Source organism: Kitasatospora phosalacinea, assembly GCF_000716545.1.
In the GTDB taxonomy this organism is placed as follows: domain Bacteria; phylum Actinomycetota; class Actinomycetes; order Streptomycetales; family Streptomycetaceae; genus Kitasatospora; species Kitasatospora phosalacinea.
The window spans coordinates 45,937-64,342 of the sequence record NZ_JNWZ01000039.1; the positions used below are offsets into that span (position 1 = coordinate 45,937).

The 18,406-nt window shown below is 73.5% G+C and carries 15 protein-coding genes; 11 read left to right on the forward strand and 4 right to left on the reverse strand.

What is annotated here, in order from left to right; genetic code table 11:
• Nucleotides 1–10 precede the first annotated feature (10 nt).
• Nucleotides 11–982: a 2-phospho-L-lactate transferase gene (cofD, locus tag OO48_RS20560; protein WP_033218398.1), complete on the reverse strand. Its 972-nt coding sequence runs from the start codon at nt 980–982 to the stop codon at nt 11–13.
• Nucleotides 983–1,002: 20 nt separating this feature from the next.
• Nucleotides 1,003–1,503, reverse strand: a complete 501-nt coding sequence (locus OO48_RS20565; protein ID WP_033218439.1) for a cysteine dioxygenase — start codon at nt 1,501–1,503, stop codon at nt 1,003–1,005.
• Nucleotides 1,504–2,255: 752 nt separating this feature from the next.
• Between OO48_RS20565 and OO48_RS20570 the strand changes: the two genes are divergently transcribed.
• The 3 genes from OO48_RS20570 (at nt 2,256) to OO48_RS20580 (ending at nt 8,233) form a co-directional block, all read left to right on the forward strand.
• Complete coding sequence (locus tag OO48_RS20570; RefSeq protein ID WP_014136066.1) at nt 2,256–2,528, forward strand: WhiB family transcriptional regulator; 273 nt, start codon at nt 2,256–2,258, stop codon at nt 2,526–2,528.
• Nucleotides 2,529–2,750: 222 nt separating this feature from the next.
• The gene (locus OO48_RS20575) at nt 2,751–6,584 is read left to right on the forward strand and encodes a glycosyltransferase family 2 protein (protein ID WP_033218400.1); all 3,834 of its coding nucleotides are present in this window, start codon (nt 2,751–2,753) and stop codon (nt 6,582–6,584) included.
• Complete coding sequence (locus OO48_RS20580) at nt 6,581–8,233, forward strand: DUF5719 family protein (protein WP_051732366.1); 1,653 nt, start codon at nt 6,581–6,583, stop codon at nt 8,231–8,233. The genes OO48_RS20575 and OO48_RS20580 overlap by 4 nt, the downstream gene beginning before the upstream one ends.
• A 29-nt stretch (nt 8,234–8,262) precedes the next feature.
• Here the strand turns inward: OO48_RS20580 and OO48_RS20585 are convergent, their stop codons facing one another.
• Entirely contained in the window at nt 8,263–8,709 is a 447-nt protein-coding gene (locus tag OO48_RS20585; protein ID WP_033218402.1) for a metallopeptidase family protein, read from the reverse strand.
• Between the two features lie 129 nt (nt 8,710–8,838).
• On the opposite strand from OO48_RS20585, the gene OO48_RS20590 reads away from it, so the two are divergent.
• From OO48_RS20590 to OO48_RS20620, 7 genes are all read left to right on the forward strand, one after another.
• Entirely contained in the window at nt 8,839–9,201 is a 363-nt protein-coding gene (locus tag OO48_RS20590; protein ID WP_030461916.1) for a DUF3499 domain-containing protein, read from the forward strand.
• A gap of 120 nt (nt 9,202–9,321) precedes the next feature.
• Nucleotides 9,322–10,716 (forward strand): phosphomannomutase/phosphoglucomutase, encoded by a 1,395-nt coding sequence (locus OO48_RS20595; RefSeq protein ID WP_033218403.1) that lies wholly within the window; start codon nt 9,322–9,324, stop codon nt 10,714–10,716.
• A 124-nt stretch (nt 10,717–10,840) separates the two neighbouring features.
• A complete protein-coding gene (locus tag OO48_RS20600) occupies nt 10,841–11,023 on the forward strand; it encodes a Trm112 family protein (RefSeq protein WP_033218405.1) in 183 nt (60 codons plus the stop codon).
• A gap of 34 nt (nt 11,024–11,057) precedes the next feature.
• Complete coding sequence (locus tag OO48_RS20605; protein WP_033218407.1) at nt 11,058–12,218, forward strand: SIS domain-containing protein; 1,161 nt, start codon at nt 11,058–11,060, stop codon at nt 12,216–12,218.
• Between the two features lie 67 nt (nt 12,219–12,285).
• A complete protein-coding gene (locus OO48_RS20610; protein WP_033218409.1) occupies nt 12,286–13,260 on the forward strand; it encodes a cation diffusion facilitator family transporter in 975 nt (324 codons plus the stop codon).
• 187 nt (nt 13,261–13,447) lie between these two features.
• A complete protein-coding gene (gene ahcY / locus OO48_RS20615; protein WP_033218411.1) occupies nt 13,448–14,896 on the forward strand; it encodes an adenosylhomocysteinase in 1,449 nt (482 codons plus the stop codon).
• Nucleotides 14,897–15,097: 201 nt separating this feature from the next.
• Complete coding sequence (locus OO48_RS20620; RefSeq protein WP_033218412.1) at nt 15,098–15,718, forward strand: hypothetical protein; 621 nt, start codon at nt 15,098–15,100, stop codon at nt 15,716–15,718.
• A 5-nt stretch (nt 15,719–15,723) separates the two neighbouring features.
• Here OO48_RS20620 and OO48_RS20625 read toward each other — a convergent pair whose 3' ends face one another.
• Complete coding sequence (locus OO48_RS20625) at nt 15,724–16,710, reverse strand: RDD family protein (protein ID WP_033218413.1); 987 nt, start codon at nt 16,708–16,710, stop codon at nt 15,724–15,726.
• 251 nt (nt 16,711–16,961) lie between these two features.
• Between OO48_RS20625 and OO48_RS20630 the strand changes: the two genes are divergently transcribed.
• The gene (locus OO48_RS20630; protein ID WP_033218415.1) at nt 16,962–17,966 is read left to right on the forward strand and encodes a stage II sporulation protein M; all 1,005 of its coding nucleotides are present in this window, start codon (nt 16,962–16,964) and stop codon (nt 17,964–17,966) included.
• Nucleotides 17,967–18,406: the final 440 nt, after the last annotated feature.

The following is an 18,406-nucleotide window of genomic DNA, read 5'->3' on the forward strand; positions in this document are numbered from 1 at the left end:
GCGCCCCCGCTCACTTCGCGACCTCCGCGGCCAGCGCCAGCGCGGCGCGCGCCATCTCGGCGGTGGCCTCGACGGAGCCCATCAGCAGCGGGACGGCCCGGCAGGCGATCCCGGCGGCGGCCACCTCGTCGACCGAGGCGGCGTCCGAGGTGTCCACCAGCCAGCCGTCCAGCAGCCCGCCGTCCCGGCGCGCGCCGTAGTGCCGGGCGACGGCCGCCGCGCTGGTCTCCACCCCGACGGCGGCCAGCACCTTGTCGGCCATGCCGCGCACCGGCGCACCGCCGACGATGGGGGAGAGGCCGACCACGGGGGCGCCCGCGGCGGCGACCGCCTCCCGGATGCCGGGCACGGCGAGGATGGTGCCGATCGAGACCACCGGGTTGGACGGCGGCAGCAGGACGAGGTCGGCCTCGGCGATCGCCTCCAGCACGCCGGGCGCGGGCTTCGCGCTCTCGGCGCCGACCGGCACGATCGCCTCGGCCGGGACGGCGGCGTGCAGCCGCACCCAGTACTCCTGGAAGTGCACCACCCGGGGCCCGTCCGCGTCGGTGATCCGGACGTGGGTCTCGACCCGGTCGTCGCTCATCGGCAGCAGCCGCACGCCGGGCTGCCAGCGGTCGCACAGCGCCTCGGTGACGGCGGACAGCGGGTACCCGGCGGCCAGCATCCGGGTGCGCACGATGTGGGTGGCGAAGTCCCGGTCGCCGAGCCCGAACCACTCGGGCCCGACCCCGTACGCCTTCATCTCCTCCTTGATCGACCAGGTCTCGTCGGTGCGGCCCCAGCCCTGTTCCTCGTGGATGCCGCCGCCGAGGGTGTACATCACGGTGTCCAGGTCGGGGCAGACCTTCAGGCCGTAGAGGTGGATGTCGTCCCCGGTGTTCCCGATCACGGTGATCCGGTCCTCGGGGGTGAGGGCCGCCCGCAGCCCGCGCAGGAACCTGGCTCCGCCGATCCCGCCCGCCAACGCAGTGATTCGCATGGTTTCATCCTGCCAGCGCGTCAGTGCACCCGGTGACGCCCCGGGTCGGCGGCGGCGCCCTCCGCGGCCTCCTGCGCGGTGCCGGCCGGGTACTGGTTCATCTCGACCAGGCCGGGCGTGTAGAGGTGGACGGAGACCGCGGGCTCCAGCGAGGCGTTGACCATCTCGTGCAGGTGGCCCGTGGAGAACACCCGCAGCCGGCCGGGGACCAGCGCGCGCGAACCCTCGCCGCCGGCCGTCAGCGAGCGTTCGGTGAGCTCACCCTCCAGGACGGTCATCACGCCGGAGGAGCGGCCGTGGTCGTGGAAGCCGCTGGACTGGCCGGGCAGCCAGCTCAGCAGCCAGACCTCGTAGCCGGGGCCGGTCTCCAGCCGGGCGTACCAGCGGGTCAGCGCGTCGTAGCGGACCAGCGGCTCCCAGCGGGCCCGGTCGGCGGCGATCTCGCGGACCAGCCGGGCGTAGCCGCCGAGCGTGGTGGGGTGCGCGGGCAGGTCGGTGCGGGCCAGGTGCGGGAAGGCCATCGGGTCGCCCGCGATGGACACGTCGCTCAGGCCGTCGGTCCAGCGGGGCGCGGGGAGCGGGGCGAGCACGGAGGGGGGTGCGGAAAAGCGCTTGCGGTCGCGGTTGCGCTTGCGGAGGCGGGGCATTCGCACGGTGACGTCCTCGGGTTCGGCTGCGGATGGGATCAGCCGGGGCCGCGAGAACGTTCAGTGGAGGACTGTCGCGCGGTCGGCCTCTGTTCCGGGGCGGCGCGCGGTGGGACGCGAGCGCCTAGATACAGCGGAGACAGCGGCGACAACACGAGGAGTTCGCGGCAGCGCCGAGGAGCGCCTGACGGCGCCGGTCGGCGGAGGTGGCCGGGAACTCTGACATGCGGGCAAGCAGACCGCAACGGACCCTCCAGTGTCAAGGCGAGCTGACGGACATTCGGGTCACATCGGCTTTGAACCACCGGATGGGGTGATAAGCGCCCATTAAGGTTTCGAAGCTAAAAACCGCGGGAAGGGACGCCCTGAGATCGCCCCGGACCTTCCGGTCGGGAGCGGCAGTACGGCCTGATGGCTGGTCAGGGGCCAGGCTCGATGTCCGGGTTGTCCGGATATGTACACTATTCGTAGTGGCTTGGTTCCGGGGAGTGAATCCTTGGCCCAATACCAGAGCCCGGCTTGACTAGGCCAGAGTGACGCAACTGTAATTTCTCTCGTGTCGTTCCGCCGCACCGGCAACGGCAACACCACGGGGACGCCAAGAGGGGCAGAGGAGGCGCGCCAGTATGAGCGAGCTCTTTGAGCTGTTGATCGGTGAGGGCATCGAGGAAGACGAAGAGGAACTCGGCTGGCAGGAGCGCGCGTTGTGCGCCCAGACCGACCCCGAGTCCTTCTTCCCCGAGAAGGGCGGCTCCACCCGGGAGGCCAAGAAGGTCTGCCTGGCGTGCGAGGTCCGGGCCGAGTGCCTGGAGTACGCCCTCGCCAACGACGAGCGGTTCGGCATCTGGGGCGGCCTGTCCGAGCGCGAACGCCGCCGCCTCAAGAAGAGCGCGGTCTGAACCCCTCCGCCGCACCCGGACCCGTGCCGGCGCCCCACCACGAGCAGGTGGGGCGCTTTCGCATTCCCGGGCCCGGCGGGGGCCCGCGCCCGCCGGGCACCGGCCGGACGCGATACCCGCTGCACCGTCTCTTCACACCCGCCGGGGACGATCGGGCCACCCGGAGCCGTTAGTGTGGTGCGTCATCTGCCGTCAAACCCGAACCGGTGGTCCGCGCACCCGATGACTGTCTACAGCCACCAGAGCGGCTTCTCCGCTGCCAGGCCGCCCGCCTACCCGCGCCACTTGGTCACCGCGGTGATCGTCTCGCACGACGGCGCCCGCTGGCTGCCGCAGGCGCTTGCCGGACTGCTCGGCCAGGACCGGCAGGTCCAGCGGGTCCTCGCGGTGGACACCGGCTCCACCGACAACTCCCCGCAACTGCTCGCCGACACCCTCGGTGACTGGCTCCCCGACAGCGGCCCGCTGGTCCTCGGCCGCCGGGTCGGCTTCGGCCGCGCCGTCGGCGAAGCCGTCCTCAATAGCCCCCCGCTGCGCCCCGAGGACCTCTCCTACAGCCTCGACCCGTCCGGCTACGACCCGGTCACCGGCGGCTGGGACGACTTCGGCGACCCGCTCGCCGGCGAGGACGAACTCGGCCGCGGCGGACCGCGCGAGACCCAGCCGGTCGAGTGGCTCTGGCTGCTGCACGACGACTGCGAACCGCAGACCGACGCCCTGCGCCGACTGCTCCAGGTCGCCGACTCCACCCCGACCGCCGCCGTCGTCGGCCCCAAGCTCCGCTCCTGGTACGACCGCAGGCAGCTCCTCGAGGTCGGCGTGACGATCGCCCGCTCCGGTCGCCGCTGGACCGGCCTCGACCGCCGCGAGCAGGACCAGGGCCAGCACGACCAGGTCCGCCCGGTGCTCGCCGTCTCCACCGCCGGCATGCTGGTGCGCCGCGACGTGTTCGAGGAACTCGGCGGGTTCGACCGGGCGTTGCCGCTGATGCGGGACGACACCGACTTCTGCTGGCGGGTCAACGCGGCCGGCCACCGCGTCGTGGTCGCCCCGGACGCCGTGCTCCGGCACGCCGAGGCCGCCAGCCGCGAACGCCGCGCCATCGACTGCGCCAACGCCCACCCGCACCGGGTCGACAAGGCCGGCGCCGTCTACACCCTGCTCGCCAACTCCAAGGGCCTGCTCTTCCCGTACGTCCTGCTCCGGCTGATCCTCGGCACGGTCCTGCGGGTCATCGTCAACCTGGTCGGCAAGGACCCCCGGCAGGCCTACGACGAGATCGCCGGCCTCGGCCACGAACTGCTGCGCCTGCCACGGCTGATGGCCTCCCGGGCGCGCCGCCGCAGGACCCGCTCGGTCGACTCGCTGGACGACCGCACGCTCTTCCCGGCCCCCGGCGCCACCGTCCGGCTCGCCGTCGAGAACGTCGTCTCCTCGCTCGGCATCGGCGGCACCGACGACGCCGGCGCCGGCCGGCACGGCTCCGTCGAGTCCGGCCCCGGCGACGACGACGCCGACGACCTGGTGGTCGAACAGTTCGCCCTGCTCAAGAAGCTGGTGCGGCGCCCGGCCCCGGTGCTGTTCGCCGCACTGCTGCTGTTCGCGCTGGCCGCCTGCCGCGGCCTGATCGGCTCCGGCTACCTCCAGGGCGGCGCCCTGCTGCCCGCCGCCGACGGCGCGGCCGGCCTGTGGAACATGTACGCCGCGCCCTGGCACGCCATCGGCACCGGCTCCACCGCCGCCTCCCCGCCCTACCTCGCGGTGCTCGCCGTCCTGTCCTGGGCGCTGTTCGACCACGCCGACCTCGCGCTCACCCTGATCGTGGTGCTCTCGGTGCCGCTCGCCGCGGTCAGCGCCTACCTGGTCTCCCGGCCGCTGATCGCCTCCAAGGCCGTCCGCGCCTGGGCCAGTGCCACCTACGCGCTGCTGCCCGCCGCCACCGGCGCGCTCGCCCAGGGCCGGATCGGCACCGCCGTGCTCGCCGTGCTGCTGCCCCCGCTGGCCCGCGCCGCCGCGATCACCGCCGGCCTCGGCATCCGCAAGGAGACCGCCGCCAAGGGCGCCCGCCCCGGCTGGCGCTCCGCCTGGATGACCGTGCTGATGCTCACCGTCAGCACCGCCTTCGTCCCGCTCACCTGGGCCATCGCCGTCCCGCTCTGCCTGGCCGCGCTGGTCCACGCGGTGCTCCGCGGCGGCGCGTTCGGCTCCGGCGTCCAGGCCGTGCGGCTGCTCGGCCTACGCGTCGTGGTGATCCTCGGCCTGCCGGTCCTGGTGCTCGCCCCCTGGTCGCTGCAGGTGCTGGCGAACCCCTCCCGGCTGCTGCTGGAGGCCGGCGTCCCCGGCTTCAACGGCCCCGCCGCCGACCCGCTCGGCCTGGTCCTGGTCAACCCCGGCGGCGCCGGCACGCCCCCCGTCTGGCTGTCCGCCGGCGTGGTGCTCGCCGCGCTCGCCGCCCTGCTGCGCGCCGACCGCCGCCGCGCCGTGCTGGCCGCCTGGGGCGCCGCCGCCGCCGGGCTGGTCTTCTCCGTCGCGGTGGCCGGCACCGCCGTCACCCCCGCCTCCGGCGGCCCCGGGACCGCCGCCTGGGCCGGCCCCGCCACCCTGCTGGCCGGCGTCGCGCTGCTCGCCGCCGCCGCGATCGGCGCCGACGGCGCCAACACCCGCGTCTCCGGCATCGCCTTCGGCTGGCGCCAGCCGGTCGCCGCCCTGGTGCTCGCCGCCGCCGTGCTCGCCCCCGTCGGCACCGCCGTCTGGTGGGCGCTCACCGGCGCCGACGGCCCGCTGCGGCGCGGCACCGACGCCCAGGTCCCGGCGTTCATCGCCGAGTCCGGGAACACCACCGACCGCTCCCGCACCCTGACCGTCACCGGCAACGCCGAGGGCACCTCGGTGCGGTACGCGCTGGTGCGCGGCGCCGGCCTGACCACCGGCCAGGCCGAGGGCACCGTGGACGCCGCCGCCGACGGACAGCTGGCCCAGCTCACCGCCAAGCTGCTGGCCGGCTCCGGCGGCGACCTGGCCCGCACCCTCGCCGGGTACGGCGTCAGCTACGTCCAGGTGAAGGACCCGGTGATCGCCAAGGTCCGCGACGTGCTGGACACCACGCCCGGCATCGTCCGGCTCAGCCTCGACAACGGCACCGGCCTGTGGCAGATCACCAGCGTCCCCGGCACCCGGGCGCAGATCACCAGCCCCGGCGCCGCCCCGGTGGCCGTCCCCGCCGGGCAGCACGACATCTGGACCACCGTCCCGGCCGGACCGGCCGGCCGCCAGCTCCGGCTCGCCGAACAGGCCGACCCCGCCTGGCAGGCCACCCTGAACGGCAAGCCGCTGCAGGCCGTCACCGTGGACGGCTGGGCGCAGGGCTTCACCCTCCCCGCCGAGGGCGGCCGGCTCGACGTCACCCGCACCGACGGCGCCGCCCACACCGCGTGGGCCTGGGGCCGGCTCGCGCTCGGCGTGGTCGTGCTGGTCCTGGCCCTGCCCGGCCGCCGCAACACCAACGACGACGACATCCCCGAGGACGTCGTCGCCGCCCAGGCCCTGGCCGCCCAGGCCCAGGCCCAGGCGCCCGTCCCCGGCAGCCGCCGGGCCCGCCGCCTCGCCGAACGCGGCGAGGGCGAGGACCCGCAGGCCGAACCCGGCGTCTACACCCCCGGCATCCCGGCCCAGCCCGTCGGCGAACCCGCCCCCGAGCCCTACCGGCCCGAGCCCGAGACCTTCGCCGATCCGTACCAGGCCGATCCCTACCAGGCCGACCCGTACCAGCAGCAGACCTACCAGTCCGACGGCTACGGCTACGACTACACCCAGCAGCCCGTCGGCGCCCCCCAGCAGGGCGACGGCTACGACCAGTACGGCCAGCAGCAGTCCTACGGCTACGACACCCCGCCCGCCCAGGGCTGGACCGACCCGTACGCCGCCGGCTACCCGCAGCAGGACGGGCAGCAGCAGCCCTGGCTGCCCGAACAGCAGCAGCCCACCACCTACTACGACCCCAACGACCCCTACGGCGGCCACCCGCAGCAGCCCGGGACGGGGAGCGACCAGCGATGAAGAAGCCCACCCTGAAGGCGCCCAAGTTCAAGGCCCCCGACCTGGGCGCGGTGACCGGCGGCAGCCGCACCGGCCAGTCCCTGCTGGCCGGCGTGGCCGTGCTCGGCCTGGTGTTCGGCATCGCCGAACTGCGCTCCCCGGCGACCTCCGCCGCCGACGCGGGCGGCGCCCGCACCACCGCGCAGGTCGAACGCACCGCGCTGGTCTGCCCGCCGCCGATGCAGGGCGTCACCGGCTCCACCAACCTCACCCTGTTCAGCCCCGAGGGCGGCACCGGCAGCACCGGCAGCGGCCTGCTCGCCGAGGCCAACGCGGACAACGTGGTCGCCGCGCAGAGCCCCGCGCGTGCCGCCCCGACCAAGCCCTCCGGCGCCCCTTCCGGGTCCCCGTCCGAGCAGCCCTCCGGCAGCCCGTCGGCCGCGCCGAACGCCGGCGCGCCGGTCGTGGACGCCCGCGTCACGCTCGCCAAGCCCGGCGTCCCGGCGACCGGCCCCGCCGCCAACAACGACAACGCCCCCGGCAGCTTCGCGATCGCCACCGGCAACCTCGCCCCCGGCTTCACCGCGACCCAGGTCACCAGCTCCGAGAACGGCGGCACCAGCCTGGCCGGCGCCGACTGCGTGCCCTCCGGCACCAGCTTCTGGTTCGCCGGCGCGAGCACCGCGGGCAACCGGGTCGACTACGTCACGCTGGTCAACGCCGACAGCCTGCCCGCCGTCGTCGACCTGCGGATGTACGGCGACAAAGGCCTGATCGAGAACGAGCTCGCCAGCAGCATCTCGATCGCCCCCGGCCAGACCCAGACGCTGCTGCTCAGCAGCCTCACCAAGGGCCCCGTCGACGACCTCGCCCTGCACGTCGTCACCCGCAGCGGACGGGTCGGCGCCGGCGTCCACGCCATCGACACCGGCAAGGGCACCGACTGGCTCGAACCCTCCGCCGACCCCGGCCCCAGCGTCACCGTCCCCGGCATCCCCGACGACGTCACCACCGCCCACCTGGTGGTCGCCACCGACTCCGCCGACGACGCCGACCTGAAGGTCCAGCTCTCCGGCAAGAACGGCTGGTTCACCCCCGCCGGCAAGGAGAGCATCCACGTCAAGGCCGGCATGACCGCCACCCTCGACTTCCAGTTCTCCGCGGAGACCCGCGAGGGCGCGAGCGCGATCCGGCTCACCCCCTCCAGCGCGGGCCACCCCACCCCGGTCGTGGCCGGCCTGCGGGTCGACCGCGAGAACAAGGGCAAGACCGAGGCCACCTGGCTCTCCGGCGGCTCCCCGGTCGGCGACCGCGCCTCCGTCGCCGACAACCGGGCCGGCCAGACCAAGCTGATGCTCACCGCCGTCGACGCCGACGCCAAGGTGAAGGTCAGCAGCTCGGCCGGCGCGAGCGGCGGCACCCCCGTCACCAAGGACGTCGACGTCCCGGCCGGCACCACCGTCACCGTCGAGGGCATCGACCCCGAGGGCGCCAACGGCCCCTACGCCCTCACCCTGCGGACCCTCGGCGGCGGCCCCGTCCTCGCCACCCGCCAGCTCAGCGTCACCACCAAGGACGTCCCCGCCTTCACCACCCAGCGGTTCCGCGACGACCACGCCACCGTGGAGGTCCCCCGCGTCGCCGCCGACCCCGGGATCGTCCTCAGGTAAGCGCGTCCGGCCCCGCCGTCCCCGCTCCCCTACTCCTCGCCGTACCGGGGGTCGATCGCGTCCGGCGAGAGCCCCAGCAGTTCCGCGACCTGCTCGATCAGGATCTCGTGGACGAGCGCCGCCCGGTCCTCCTTGGACTTGGCGCGGATCTCCACCGGCCGCCGGTAGACCAGGATCCGGCTGCGCCGGCCCGTCGCGCCGGGGACGACCCGGCCGAGCGGGACGGTGTCGGGCTCGGGCTCGCCCTTGGCGGGCAGCGGGACCTCCAGGACGGCGAACTCCACGTCCTCCAGCTGGGGCCAGCGCCGCACCAGCCGCTCCATGGACTCCCGGACGTAGTCGTCGAAGAGCTCGGAGCGGGTCAGCGAGATGGGCACCTGCGGCGGGGCCAGCGGTCCGCGCAGGCCGCGGCCGTGCCGGTCGCGGTGCTTGCGGCGGCCGGGACCGGGCGGGGACGAGGGTGTCGAGCTGTCCATAGCAGTGTCGAGCGTAGTCCCTGGATGCCCGGAAGTGGACCACTCCAGCACGGCGCGTAACGGCGACGGGACACGCGAGCCGGGGCGGGTCTTCGCGGGCCGGTCCGACTTGCGGTACCGTCCACCCTCGTGAGCTCTGTACGTCGTTGTTCGCGGACCGCGTGCGGCCGACCGGCCGTGGCGACGCTGACGTACGTCTACGCGGACTCCACCGCGGTGCTCGGCCCGCTGGCGACGTACGCGGAGCCGCACTGCTACGACCTCTGCGCCGAGCACGCCGAGCGCCTCACCGCCCCGCGCGGCTGGGACGTGGTCCGCCTGGCGGGCGACACCGGCCCGCTGCGGCGCAGCAGCGACGACCTGGAAGCACTGGCGAACGCGGTGCGCGAGGCGGCCCGCCCGCAGGAGCGCACGCCCCGTCAGGGCCCGCCCCCCGAGGGCGAGTCCGGGCGGCGGGGGCACCTGCGGGTGCTGCGCTCCCCGGAGAGCTGACCCCCGGGGCCGGACGGCGGCGCCGGCCGTTCGCCGGGGCCGGGTACGCTGCCCCTCTGCGGCTCGGACGGATGCGTCCGGTACGCCCGCAGCACATCGCAGCACACACACGGGAGCATTCTGGTGCGGGACCTCAAGCAGCTTGTGAAGGCGTACGACGTCCGGGGCGTCGTGCCGGACCAGTGGGACGAGTCGCTGGCGCACGCCTTCGGTGCGGCCTTCGTCGAGGTGATCGGTGGCAGCGCGGTGGTCGTCGGCCACGACATGCGCCCGTCCTCGCCCTCGCTGTCCCGCGCCTTCGCCGAGGGCGCCGCCTCCCGCGGCGCCGACGTGGTGGAGATCGGGCTCTGCTCGACCGACCAGCTGTACTACGCCAGCGGCAGCCTGGACCTGCCCGGCGCGATGTTCACCGCCTCGCACAACCCGGCCCAGTACAACGGCATCAAGCTGTGCCGCGCGGGCGCCGCCCCGGTCGGCCAGGACACCGGCCTGTCCGAGATCCGCGAGCTGGTCGAGTCCTGGCTCGACGAGGACGGCAAGGTGCATGTCCCGGCCGCCGAAGCCGCCACCACCACCGGCACGCTCTCCGCCAAGGAGACCCTGGGCGGCTACGCCGAACACCTGCGCAAGCTGGTCGACCTGACCGCGATCCGCCCGCTCAAGGTCGCGGTGGACGCGGGCAACGGCATGGGCGGCCACACCGTCCCCACCGTCTTCGACGGCCTGCCGCTGGACGTCGTCCCGATGTACTTCGAGCTGGACGGCACCTTCCCCAACCACGAGGCCAACCCGCTGGACCCGGCCAACCTGGTCGACCTGCAGGCCAAGGTCCGCGAGGTCGGCGCCGACATCGGCCTGGCCTTCGACGGCGACGCCGACCGCTGCTTCGTGATCGACGAGAACGGCGACCCGGTCTCCCCGTCCGCGATCACCGCCCTGGTCGCCGAGCGCGAGATCGCCCGCGCCCAGGCGGGCGGCGAGGCCAACCCGACGATCATCCACAACCTGATCACCTCCTGGACGGTGCCCGAGGTGGTCCGCGACCTCGGCGGCGTCCCGGTCCGCACCCGGGTCGGCCACTCCTTCATCAAGCAGGAGATGGCGAACACCGACGCGGTCTTCGGCGGCGAGCACTCCGCGCACTACTACTTCCGCGACTTCTGGCGCGCCGACACCGGCATGCTGGCCGCGCTGCACGTGCTGGCCGCGCTCGGCGGGCAGGACGGCCCGCTGTCCGCGCTGACCGCCAAGTACGAGCGCTACGCCGCCTCCGGCGAGATCAACTCCACCGTCGCCGACCAGGCCGCCGCCACCGAGAAGGTGCGCGCCGCCTACGCCGGCCTGGAGGGCGTCACCACCGACGAGCTGGACGGCCTGACCGTGGCCGGCCCGGACTGGTGGTTCAACCTGCGCGCCTCCAACACCGAGCCGCTGCTGCGCCTGAACGCCGAGGCCAAGGACCCGGCGAAGATGGCCGAGCTGCGCGACGGCGTGCTGGCGATCGTCCGCGGCTGACCGCACTCCCGTCAGCCCGCCGCTGACTTTTCGCGTGCCCCGGCCGGTAGGGTTGCCACCGGCCGGGGTACTGCTGTGTCACCGGCTTCCCACACCGCCGCCCGAGCACCCGGAGTCGTCCGCCATGAGCCTGCCGTCCTTCCTGCTGGAGATCCTGGTCTGCCCGGAGTGCCGCTCCCCGCTGGCCGAGGAGACCGAGGGCGAGACGCACGAGCTGCGCTGCACCGGCGAGGGCTGCGGCCTGGTGTACCCGGTGCGCGACGGCATCCCGGTCCTGCTGGTGGACGAGGCCCGCCGCCCGTCCTGACCCTGCCCCGCCCAGTCGCTGGAGGCCAGCCGCCATGTTCGACGACACCCTGTTGGACGACCCGGCCGCGGTGCGGCGCGCCGACCGGCGGCGCGAGCTGCTGGCCCTGGCCGGAGCGGGCGCCCGGATCCGGATCGCGCTGCGCCGGGCCGACGCGGCCGGCGTCGGCGCGCTGAACCCGGACGGGCGGCCGCGCACGGTGCTGGTCGCCGGGCACGGCGGGGTGCTGACCGCGGCCGCCGTGCTGGCGGCGCTGGCGGTGCCCAGCAGCCAGGTGTGGCCGCTGCCGCCGTCCGACGCCCGCCCCGGCGGGTTCGCCTTCACCGACGGCGAGACCTGGCAACTGCCGGGCTGGGCCGGTTCGTTGGACCTGATCGTGGTGGCCAGCGAGAACGGCCGCGAGGGCGGTCTGATCAACCTGGCCGAGCAGGCGTACGCCCGGGGCTGCGCGATCGCGGTGATCGCCCCGGAGCGTTCGGAGCTGTTCGAGGCGGCGCTCCAGGTGCGCGCCCTGCCGCTACCGTTCGAGCCCAGCGCGGTGGAGCCGGAGGGCACCGACGCCGAACCCGACCTCCCGGCCGAGGACCCGGCCGCGCTGTGGGCCTTCCTGGCCCCGCTGCTGGCGCTGGCCGACCGGATCGGCGTCACCCAGCTCGGCCCCGGCGCGCTGGAGGCCGCCGCCGACCGCCTCGACGAGGTCGCGGTGCGCTGCCGCCCCGACGCCCAGGCGTACGACAACCCGGCGAAGGGCCTGGCCGCCCGGCTGGCCGAGACCGTCCCGCTGCTGTGGGCCGAGGGCGCCCCGGCCGCCGCCGCGGCGGAGCGGTTCGCCGCCGCGCTGGCCGACCGGGCCGGCCTGCCCGCGCTGGCCGCCCGGCTCCCGCAGGCGCTGACCGCGCACCGCGGCATGTTCACCGGCCGGCTCGGCACCGACCCGGACGACTTCTTCCGCGACCGGGTCGACGAGCCGGTGCCGCTCCAGCTCCAGGTGCTGCTGCTGCGGCACACCCCGGGCGCGGCCGAGCTGGAGCAGCCCGGCTGGCCGGTCGCCCGGGCCCGCCGGCTGGCCGCCGCGCACGAGGTCCGGGTCACCGAGCACACCTCCAGCCGGGAGGAGCCGCTGCAGGCGCTGGCCGAGCTGGTCGGCCTGACCGACTTCGCGGCGGTGTACCTGGGCCTGGCCACCCGGAGCTGACAAGGTATCGTCCCCTCGTCAACAAAGGCCCGGCAAAGACCGGGCCCGCGCGGAGGGACGTACGGGGTTGAGCACCGAAGGCGGTACCAAGGCACTGGTCGCGGCGCTGTCCGCGAACCTGGGCATCGCGGTCAGCAAGTTCGTGGCGTTCGCGTTCTCGGGTTCGTCCTCGATGCTCGCCGAGGGCGTGCACTCGATCGCGGACTCGGGTAACCAGGTCCTGCTGCTGGTCGGCGGCAAGCGCTCGCAGCGGGCCGCCACCGAGGAGCACCCGTTCGGTTACGGCCGCGAACGGTACGTGTACGGGTTCCTGGTCTCGATCGTGCTGTTCAGCGTCGGCGGCATGTTCGCGATCTACGAGGGCTACGAGAAGATCGCCCACCCGCACGAGCTGGAGAACTGGTACTGGCCGGTCGGCGTGCTGGTCTTCGCCATCCTGCTGGAGGGCTACTCCTTCTTCACCGCCTACCGGGAGGCGGCGAAGGACAAGGGCAAGCACGGCTGGGCCTCGTACATCCGCCGCGCCAAGGCCCCCGAGCTGCCGGTCGTGCTGCTGGAGGACACCGGCGCGCTGATCGGCCTGGCGCTGGCGCTGGGCGGCGTCGGCCTGACCGTCGCCACCGGCGACGCGGTCTGGGACGGCATCGGCACCCTGTGCATCGGCGTGCTGCTGGTGGTCATCGCGCTGGTGCTGGCACTGGAGACCAAGTCGCTGCTGATCGGCGAGTCCGCCGACGCCGAGGTGGTGGTGAAGATCCGCGAGGCGCTGGTCGACCACGACACCGTCACCTCGGTGATCCACATGCGCACCCTGCACGTCGGCCCCGAGGAACTGCTGGTCGCCGCCAAGATCGGGGTCAACGCGGAGGACAGCGCCGCCGTGATCGCCGAGGCGATCGACCAGGCCGAGGTGCGGGTCCGCAGGGCCGTGCCGATCGCCCGGGCGATCTACCTGGAGCCCGACATCTACTCCGAGGAGAAGGCGCTGGCGGGCCCCGACGAGGACGCGACTCCGGGCGGACCCGGCCGGAACGCCCACTGAGCCGAGCCCGATCGGTGTAGATTCGTCAGCAGTGCCAAACGTCGCTGCTGATGGCGGTCGATCGGAGCGGGGCTCCGGTCGAGGGAGAGAGGTCCTCCGACGGATTGTGCCGCAGCAGAGGGTCGCTCCCGTGCGCCCTCTGCCGCTCAGCACACCCGTAACCAGGCCCTTCCCACGAGGAGTTCGCATGTCGAACCAGCCCACCGGCGACTTCAAGGTCGCCGATCTCTCCCTGGCCCCGTTCGGTCGCAAGGAGATCCAGCTCGCCGAGCACGAGATGCCCGGCCTGATGTCGATCCGCGCCGAGTACGCGGCCTCGCAGCCGCTGGCGGGGGCCCGGATCACCGGCTCGCTGCACATGACGGTGCAGACCGCGGTGCTGATCGAGACCCTCACCGCGCTGGGCGCCGAGGTCCGCTGGTGCTCGTGCAACATCTTCTCCACCCAGGACCACGCGGCCGCCGCGATCGCGGTCGGTCCGGAGGGCACCCCGGAGAACCCGCAGGGCGTGCCGGTCTTCGCCTGGAAGGGCGAGACCCTGGAGGAGTACTGGTGGTGCACCGAGCAGGCGCTGACCTGGCCGGACGGCCAGACCCCGAACATGATCCTGGACGACGGCGGTGACGCCACCCTGCTGATCCACAAGGGCGTCGAGTTCGAGAAGGCCGGCGCCGCGCCGTCGCCCGACAGCGCGGACAACGACGAGTTCCGGATCATCCTGGAGCTGCTCAACCGCACCCTGGTCGAGACCCCGCAGAAGTGGACCGAGGTCGCCGCCACCATCAAGGGCGTCACCGAGGAGACCACCACCGGCGTCCACCGCCTGTACGAGATGCACCGGGACGGCAAGCTGCTGTTCCCGGCGATCAACGTCAACGACTCGGTGACCAAGTCGAAGTTCGACAACAAGTACGGCTGCCGCCACTCGCTGATCGACGGCATCAACCGGGCCACCGATGTCCTGATCGGCGGCAAGGTCGCCGTCGTCTGCGGCTACGGCGACGTCGGCAAGGGCTGCGCGGAGTCGCTGCGCGGCCAGGGCGCCCGGGTCATCGTCACCGAGATCGACCCGATCTGCGCGCTGCAGGCGGCGATGGACGGCTACCAGGTCACCACCCTGGAGGACGTCGTCGAGATCGCCGACATCTTCGTCACCACCACCGGCAACAAGGACATCATCCTGGCCTCCCACATGGCGCGGATGAAGCACCAGGCCATCGTCGGCAACATCGGTCACTTCGACAACGAGATCGACATGGCGGGCCTGGCCAAGCTCCCCGGCGTGGTCAAGACCGAGGTCAAGCCGCAGGTCCACGAGTGGCGCAAGGCCGACGGCAAGACGATCATCGTGCTGTCCGAGGGCCGCCTGCTCAACCTCGGCAACGCGACCGGCCACCCGTCGTTCGTGATGTCCAACTCCTTCGCGAACCAGACCATCGCGCAGATCGAGCTGTTCACGAAGACCGAGCAGTACCCGGTCGGCGTGTACGTGCTGCCGAAGCACCTGGACGAGAAGGTCGCCCGCCTCCACCTCGACGCCCTGGGCGTCAAGCTCACCACCCTCACCCAGGACCAGGCCGACTACATCGGCGTCCCGGTCGAGGGCCCGTACAAGGCCGAGCAGTACCGCTACTGATCACCGCTCCACCCGCCGGTGCCCGGCACCCCCGCCGCAGGGGGTGCCGGGCACCGGCGCGTTCCGGCCGCTATCGCCGCCGCGTGCGCCGGGTCGCTCGACGACAGCCGGTACGCCTCGCGGCCGTCCACCGGCGCAGCGTCCAGGCGCAGCCCGCCCGCCCCCGGGAAGGTCGCACGCCCGGTTACGTAGGCTTCCCCCATGCCGAACGGCCGCTACTCCCTCCACGACCCGCACGACGGAACCCCGCTCGGCGAGGAGCGCTTCCAGTGCGCCCCCGGCCCCGCCGGCTGGCGCTACGTCGCCAAGCGCTACCGCCCCGACGGCACCGTCCAGGGCACCACCGACCTCACGCTGGACGCCCGGCACCGCCCGATCCGGCTCGAACTCCGCTCCGGCGGCTGGCAGGTCCGCGGCGGCGCGCTCGACGGCGTCCACTGGGTCCGCGCCGGTGCCGCCGGCAGCGGGGAGGCCACCGAGGGGGAGGACCGGGCGCACGCCTTCACCGGCGACTCCCCGGCCTTCCTGGTGGCCACCGCCCGCCTGCTCGCCCTCGACCCCGGCGGCAGCGCCCGGATCCGCCTGGTCTCCTTCACCGGCGACTCCCTCGCCCCCCGCACCCTCGACCAGGGCTGGCAACTCCACTCCCTCCAGGAGCACCCCACCGACAGCGGCCCGCTCCCCGTCGAGCACTACCGGGTCACCGACCTCGACACCGGCGAGGTCCGCGACCTCCACCTCACCGGGGACGTCCTGCTCGGCGCCCCCGGCATCGAACTCGAAGAACTCGACTCCCCGCCCAACCCGCGCCGCGCCGCCTGACCCGGCTACGCGGGCGGTACGAACCCCCCGCCACCCGCGGCCGGCGCCGGCGCTTCGGCGGGCCCGGCAGGCTTGGCAGGCTTGGCGAGTGTCACCGCAGCGGGCTGGGGAGCCGACTGCGGGTACCCGGGCCGGTGCACCGGCGGCACCTGCTGGGCTTGTTGCGCCTGCTGGGCCTGCTGGGCCTGCTGCATCAGCTGGGCCTGCTGCGCCGCGTACATCGCGTACGCCGCCGCCGAGGCCCGCTCCCACTCCCGGCGCTGGCGCTCCATCACCACCGCGCCCAGGTACACCAGCGACGGCAGCCCCGCCGGCACCGGCCAACCCGTCCGCTGCGCCATGTCCGCGGCCATCCGGTCGCCCAGCGCGGCCGCCACCGGCTTGTCCAACTCGTGCATCCGGCCCAGCACCTGGCGCGCGGACAGCCACAGGCCGTCCGGCACCGCGGACAGGTCCAGCGCCACCAGGTCCGCACCCAGCGCGTTCATCACCTGCGGCGGTACCGGCGGCACCGCCCCCTGGTCCCGGGCGCCGTGCGGCAGCCGCTCCCGGATCACCATCGTCCCGCCGAAGACGTCGCCCAGCCGGCGCCCCTCCGCGGAGCACAGCGAGGCCACCACCGCCGGCATCGCGAACATGCCGAAGTCGATGATCCCGACCAGCCCCCGCACCAGCGCGTGCCGGAACCGGATCGGACCGCCGTCCGCCCGCACCACCCGCAGCCCCAGCGCGACCTTCCCCAGCGACCGCCCCTGCGAGAGGGTCTCCACCAGCGTGGGCAGCAGCACCGTGCAGAACACGAAGGTCGAGAGGGTGAGCGCCGCCGCGGCCGCGGTCTCCAGATCGGAGATCCCCAACGACAGGCCGAGGATCAGGACGACGAACGCCACCGTGTACACGGCCCAGTCCAGCAGCCTGGCCAGGGCCCGCGACGGCAGCCTCGCCGTCCGCAGCCCCAGGACGACCGCCTCACCGGTCACCAGCTCGCTCACGCCACCCACCCGCTCCGCTTCACGGCCCGCCGGCGACCCCGCGTCGCACGGCCCGACCCCCTCCAACAACAGCGGCAAACATAAGGCCGTACACCCCCGGCGGGTAACCCCGGGCCGCCCCCCGGTACAACGCTTCCGACAAGCCTGACGCGCCCGCCTCCCGCTCTGGCAAGCTAAGGCCCGCAAACAGCCCGGCCGCACACCAACCAGTGGCTGCCGTCCGCCCCACCGCGCCCCCGGAGAGAGCCGCCATGGACCTGGACGTCTTCGTCGCCGCCCACCAGGCGGAATGGCACCGTCTGGAGGTCCTCAGCAGGCGCCGCCGCCTCACCGGCGAGGAGTCCGACGAGCTGATCACCCTCTACCAGCGCGCCACCAGCCACCTCGCCCAGGTCCAGGCCGCCGCCCCGCACCCCGGAGTCGAGGGCCGCCTCACCACCCTGGTCGTCCGCGGCCGCAACGCCGTCGCCGGCGCCCGCGCCGCCTCCTGGCGCGACGCCACCCGCTACTTCACCACCAGCTTCCCCGCGCTCCTCTACCGCGCCCGCCGCTGGTGGCTCACCGTCGGCGCGGCCTCCTTCCTGCTCAGCGCGGTGATCGCCTGGTGGATAGGCACCCACCCCGAGATCATCAAGTCGCTCATGACCTCCGAGCAGTACGAGCAACTCACCAAGCCGGGCGGCGAGTTCGAGACCTACTACACCGAGCACCCGTCGGCGAACTTCGCCGCCCAGGTGTGGACCAACAACGCCTGGGTCGCCGCCCAGTGCCTGATCTCGGCCGTCCTGCTCGGCATCCCGGTCCTGTTCATCCTGCTGGAGAACGTCCTCAACCTCGGCGGCGGCATCGGCGCCATGGCCTCCGCCGACCACCTCCAGCTCTTCCTCGGCCTGCTCATCCCGCACGGCCTGCTCGAACTGACCGCCATCTTCGTCGCCGCCGGCCTCAGCCTCCGCCTCGGCTGGACCGTCGTCGACCCCGGCCCCCGTACCCGAGCCGTCGCCCTCGCCGAGGAGGGCCGCGCCGTCATCGGCTCCGTCATCGGCCTCACCGTCGTCCTGATGGTCACCGGCTTCATCGAAGGCTTCGTCACCGGCTCCGCCCTCCCCAGCTGGCTCCGCATCGGCATGGGCCTCGCCGTCGAAGCGCTCTTCCTCGTCTACGCCCTGGTCCTCGGCAAGCGGGCCGCCGCCGGCGGCGAGATCGGCGACGTCGAAGCCGCCGACCGCACCGAGCACCAGCCGATGGTCGGTTGACCCCGCTTGTCCGCCGTGTGGCGGCGAGGCGGCGGCGTGCGCGGTCACGGGAGCCCCGTGAAACCTGGTAGCCTGATGATCAACCCGGCGGGACCATTGACATGATTCCCATGGGCTAGTAGGTTTGAACGGTTGGGAGCGACTGGACACCCAGTTGGCCCAGGCGTAGTGTCTACGACACCGCCGAACCGAGGCAGCGCGTCCGCGAGGATGCTGGCCCGGTCAGGCAAAACCCGAAACCGAGCAGTGCAGAGCTTTTGATAAGGTCTGCAGCGAAGTCGAAGGAATTCCTACTCCAGCGGGAATGGAAATCGGAGCGAAAAACCTCTGATAAGCTGGGGACACGAAAGAACGAAGCGCCCGGAGGGTCCGCAGGGATGCGGCTCGAAGGAAGTGTCCGTTCCTTGAGAACTCAACAGCGTGCCAAAAGTCAACGCCAG